At 77.4% G+C, this 4,600-nt stretch carries 3 protein-coding genes and 1 pseudogene; 3 read left to right on the forward strand and 1 reads right to left on the reverse strand.

Annotated features, from left to right (window positions below; genetic code table 11):
- Nucleotides 1-140 precede the first annotated feature (140 nt).
- Entirely contained in the window at nucleotides 141-488 is a 348-nt protein-coding gene (locus AB0O21_RS25360) for a hypothetical protein (protein WP_365174271.1), read from the reverse strand.
- 82 nt (nucleotides 489-570) lie between these two features.
- Between AB0O21_RS25360 and AB0O21_RS25365 the strand changes: the two genes are divergently transcribed.
- The 3 genes and pseudogenes from AB0O21_RS25365 to AB0O21_RS25375 form a co-directional block, all read left to right on the forward strand.
- The gene (locus tag AB0O21_RS25365) at nucleotides 571-1,584 is read left to right on the forward strand and encodes an AfsA-related hotdog domain-containing protein (protein ID WP_365174274.1); all 1,014 of its coding nucleotides are present in this window, start codon (nucleotides 571-573) and stop codon (nucleotides 1,582-1,584) included.
- A 4-nt stretch (nucleotides 1,585-1,588) separates the two neighbouring features.
- Nucleotides 1,589-4,096: an AfsR/SARP family transcriptional regulator gene (locus AB0O21_RS25370; RefSeq protein WP_365174276.1), complete on the forward strand. Its 2,508-nt coding sequence runs from the start codon at nucleotides 1,589-1,591 to the stop codon at nucleotides 4,094-4,096.
- Nucleotides 4,087-4,600, forward strand: a pseudogene (locus AB0O21_RS25375) (hypothetical protein); the annotation flags it as partial. The gene AB0O21_RS25370 and the pseudogene AB0O21_RS25375, both read left to right, overlap by 10 nt.

Consider the following 4,600-nt stretch of genomic DNA (forward strand, 5'->3'; position numbering starts at 1 on the left):
GCGGGCGGGGGGCGAGTTAGGGGTAGGGCTCGCCGTCGTCGCCCTGGACGTGGGCGCCGCCGCCCAGGGCTCGGGCGATGGTGCGGAGCGCGGCGGCGGGTGGGGCGGGGGCGGGCGTCGCGAGGCGGGCGGGGGGCGAGTTAGGGGTAGGGCTCGCCGTCGTCGCCCTGGACGTGGGCGCCGCCGCCCAGGGCTCGGGCGATGGTGCGGAGCGCGGCGAGGAGTGCCCGGTCCGGGTTCTTGGCGACGATGCGGCCGTCCCGCCAGTCCAGCCAGGCCCCGCCCGGGACCGTGCGGGCGAGCCACGGGCTCTCGTACGCGATCCCGGCGGCCGTCGCCGCGCCCGCCGGTTCGAGGCCGGGGTCGGAGGCGACCACCGCGGCCCACTCCTCGGCCGTGATGCGTGGCCCGTCCTCGTCCCACCAGAACTCGGCCCGTGTGACGTGCACGTCGTATCCCATGGTCGGCCAGCGTAGGTGCACCTTCATGCCATGCACCTTGTGGACACCGGGGGCGGGTGGCTGGGGGTCGTCGGAGCGCTCCACCATGACCCGAGAGAAGGAGAGGGACATGACAGTCGACAACCGCACGACCTCGGCTCCCGCCATCCACGGACACGCGACGGCGACGGCGACGGTGGCGCAGCATCTGATCCACCGTCCGCCCTCGCGGGCCTACTACGCCCTCGACGCACCCAGCCTGGGTGAGGAGAACTTCACCCTCGTCGGCGAGACACCCGTCACTCACCCGCTCTTCAACGACGGCCCCGGCCACTTCCACGACCTCCAGATCGCGACCGGAACCGTGCGCGAGATCGGCGAGTTCGTCGGGCACCGCTACTTCGGCGTGCCCGAGGACCGGCCCGGGCTCTTCTACCGGTTCTCGCTCGACCTCACCGACCTCTCCGCCTGGCGGGCGGACCGCGCCGGCGGTCGCCCCGTGGCCATGGAGACGCACATCAGGGCCCGGCCCGCGAACGTGGTGGCCGAGGTTCCGCGCGGGCTCGACTTCCACCTGGACGTCACCCTGGACGGCCGCCCGTGCGCCACGGGCGCGGCCGGGCTGGTCTTCCTCATGCCGAAGCTGTACGCCAAGCACGTGGAGCACTCGCGCCGCGCGATGCGCGCCGCGCCCGAGCTCGACGACGCCCCGGACGGGCCGCCGCGCCCGGCGGACGCCGCCGAGGTGAGCCGGTACGCCGACGAGAACGTCGTCATCAGCGAGCCCGCCGACGCCTCCCGCGGCCGGATCAGTACCTGGGTGCTGTCCACACCGGTCAGCCCCGTGTTCGACGGCGCGGCCGGGCAGTTCTCCGGCCTGCACCTGCTGGAGGCGCTGCGCCAGACCTCGCTGCTCTCCGCGGGCCGCGCGCACGGGCTCGACCCGGCGCGGAGCACGCTCGGGGCGTGCCAGGTGCACTTCCGCGGGCAGGCGGAGCGCGATCTGCCGCTGCGCTGCGTCGCGGTGGCCGGTCCGCTGGGCCGGGACTCCGAGGGCCGGCCGACGGTGCCGGTCACGTTGACGCTGACGCAGCGCCGGCGCGCGGTGGCCGAGGCCCGTACGTCCGTGGTCCAGGACTACTGAGCACGTGAGCACGGTGCGTTTCGGGATCCTGGGCCCGCTGGAGGTCAGCGGCGGAGCTCCGCAGGCCGCCAAGCTGCGGGTCGTCCTCGGGACGCTGCTGGTCCGTGCGAACGAGGTCGTGTCGGTGGACGGCCTCATCGACGAGCTGTGGCCGCAGGCTCCTCCGCGCACCGCGACGACGACGCTCCAGGTGTACGTGTCCCACCTGCGCAAGTCGCTGCGGGCAGCGGATCCGCAGGACGGCCCGGAGGTGCTGGTCACCCGCCGTCCGGGGTACGTACTGCGGGTCGGCGCGGGCGAGCTCGACGCCGGGCGCTTCGAGGAGCTGTCCCGGCGCGGCCACCAGGCCCTGCTGACCGCGGACTTCGCCGCCGCGGCCGATCTGCAGCGGCAGGCGCTCGCCCTGTGGCGGGGTCCCCTGCTGTCGGACACCCCGCACGGGCCGCTGCTGGACGGTGCGGCCGTGCGGCTCGGCGAGGCGCGCACCACGGCGCTCGACGAACGCGTCCGGGCCGAGCTGCACCTGGGTATGCACCGGGAACTCATTGCGGAACTCCAGGAGTTGGTGGCGGAGCATCCGCTGCACGAGGAGTTCCACGCGCACCTGATGGTGGCGCTGTACCGGTGCGGGCGGCAGGCGGAGGCCCTGCGGGTGTTCGCGCTGCTGCGCCAGACCCTGGTGGACGAGCTCGGGATCGAGCCGGGCCCGCACTCGCGGCAGCTCCAGCGGCGCATCCTGGAGGGCGATCCCGAGCTGGCTCGCGTACGGGAGCAGGTCGAGGGGCGTCCTCGTGCGCTCGGGACGGGCGGTGCGGGGGGCGGCGGTTCCGCGTCGCTGCCGGCCCCCGACCCCTGGTTCACCGGCCGGGCCGCCGAACTCGCCGAGCTGGAGCGGCTGTTGCGCGGCGCCGCCGGACCGGGCGCGGGCGGCGGACCGATCGCCGTGACCGGCATGCCGGGCACCGGCAAGACGGCTCTGGCGGTCCAGGCCGCGCACCGGGCGGCCGACGCCTTCCCCGGCGGCGTGTCCTTCCTCGACCTGCGGGGCGGCGAAGGGATCCCGCCCTCGGCGGCCCGCACCCCTGGGGCACTGCTGGTGGTGGACGGGGTGACCTCCGAGGCCCAGGTACGGCCGCTGCTGGCCCCGGGGCACACCGTGCTGCTCACCGCGGGCCGCCTGCCCGCCGGGCTTCCCGGGCTGCGCGCGGTGGTGCTCGGGCCGTGGCGCCCGGAGGAGGCGGGGCGGCTCGCCGGGCTGTTCGGCGGGCATGACGCGGTACGCGGCGGCGGTGGCCGGGCCGAGCCCGAGGTGGCCGCCGCCATCGCCGAGCTGTGCGGGCGGCTCCCGCTCGCCGTACGGGCCGCCGCCGCCCGGCTCGCGGCGCGGCCGCACTGGACGCCGGGCACCCTCCTCGAGCGGTTGCGCGAGGAGGGCGGGCGGCTGGACGCCCTGCGCACCGGCGATGTGGACGTACGGGCCCGGCTCACTGAGGCGTACGCGGCCTGCCCCGCCGAGCGGCGGCGGGAGTTCCGCCTGCTGTCCGTACTGCCGCCGGGCCGGTTCGGCGCCCGGCAGGCCGCCGCCGCGCTGGACCTGACCGAGGCGCGGGCCCTGGCCTGCCTCGAAGCCCTGGCCGACGAGCGGCTGGTGGAGGTGGACGCGGAGGCGGACCGGGACCCGTGGCGGGTCCCCGACCTGCTGCGGCTCCTCGCGGCCGAGCGGCTGGCCGACGAGGACGGGCCCGCGGTGGCGCGCGCGGCGGCGCGGCGGGTGTGCCGGGCGTACGCGGAGGCCGCGCGGGCGCCCGGCCGCGCACCGGAGCCGGACGCGGCCGGCCTCGTACGGCTGGCGCGCACCGCGTACGACGCCGGGCTGTGGGAGCTGACGGTACGGCTGACGGACGCGGGCGGCGGGCGGGCACAGCCCGACCCGGAGGCCGAGGAGGCGTGCTACGCCCGGGGGCTGGACGCCGCGCGGCGCTGCGGGGACCGTTCCGCGGAGGCCCGGATGCTGCGCTCGCTCGGGGAACTCGCCTGGCGCTACCGGCGCGTGGAGCGCGCGCAGGGGCTGTTCGCGCAGGCCCTCGAACTCGCCCGGGAGGCCGGCGACGAGGAGGAGGCGGGCCGCGCGCTGGTGGGCCTGGCCGAGCTGCGGCTCGACCACGGGGCCGCCGCCGAGGCGGCCGCGCTGCTGGAGCCGGCCCTCGCCGCCCTGGCGGCGCCGGGCCGGACGCGGGGGCGGTACGAGGCGAGCAGGGCGCGGGCCCTGGTGGCGCTGGCCCAGGAGGGACCGGAGTCGGCCCGGGCCTGGTTCGGCGAGTGCCTGCGCCTGGCGGACGCCCTGCGCGACCACCGCCTGGAGGTCTACGCGAAACGCTCCCTGCGGGCCCTCGTCGGCGGCGCGGCCCGGGGCGGGGTCGGGGCCGTGGAGGTGCGGCCCGGGGTGTGGCGGATCCATCAGGGCGGGCCCTTCGGCGGTCAGTCCCCTACCTACGGAGAACCATGGCGGTAGTGCTGGGCCCGCGGACGGAGCTCGTCGGCCGGGAGCTCGAAGCCGCCGCGCTGCGGGAGCGGTTGCGGGACCCGTCGGTGCGGCTGGTGACCGTGACGGGGCGGGCCGGCGTGGGCAAGACGCGGCTGGCCGAGGAGGTCGTACGGGAGATCCGCGCGGAGTTCGAGCGCGTGGAGGTGCTCGACGCGGAGGCGGCGGCGCGCCGCGAAGCCGGGCAGGGGGGCCTGGATCGGCTGCGGGAGCTCGCCGGGCGGAGCCAGGACGCGCGGGGCCGGGACGCGCGGGGCCGGGACGCGCGGGGCGAAGGAGCGCGGGGCGAAGGCGCCCGAGGCGACGGCGCGCGGGGCGAAGGCGGGCGGAACGACGGCGCGCGAGGCGACGGCGCGCGGAACGGCAGTGCGCGAGACGACGGCGCGCGGAACGGCAGTGCGCGAGACGACGGCGCGCGGAACGACAGTGCGCGAGACGACGGCGCGCGGAACGACAGTGCGCGAGACGACGGCG

This window comes from Streptomyces sp. NPDC091371 (assembly GCF_040684275.1).
Lineage (GTDB): Bacteria > Actinomycetota > Actinomycetes > Streptomycetales > Streptomycetaceae > Streptomyces.

Coding starts and splice junctions, on each gene's coding strand:
- AB0O21_RS25360 (WP_365174271.1), bottom strand. CDS start 488: ATGAAGGTGCACCTACGCTGGCCGACCATGGGATACGACGTGCACGTC.
- AB0O21_RS25365 (WP_365174274.1), top strand. CDS start 571: ATGACAGTCGACAACCGCACGACCTCGGCTCCCGCCATCCACGGACAC.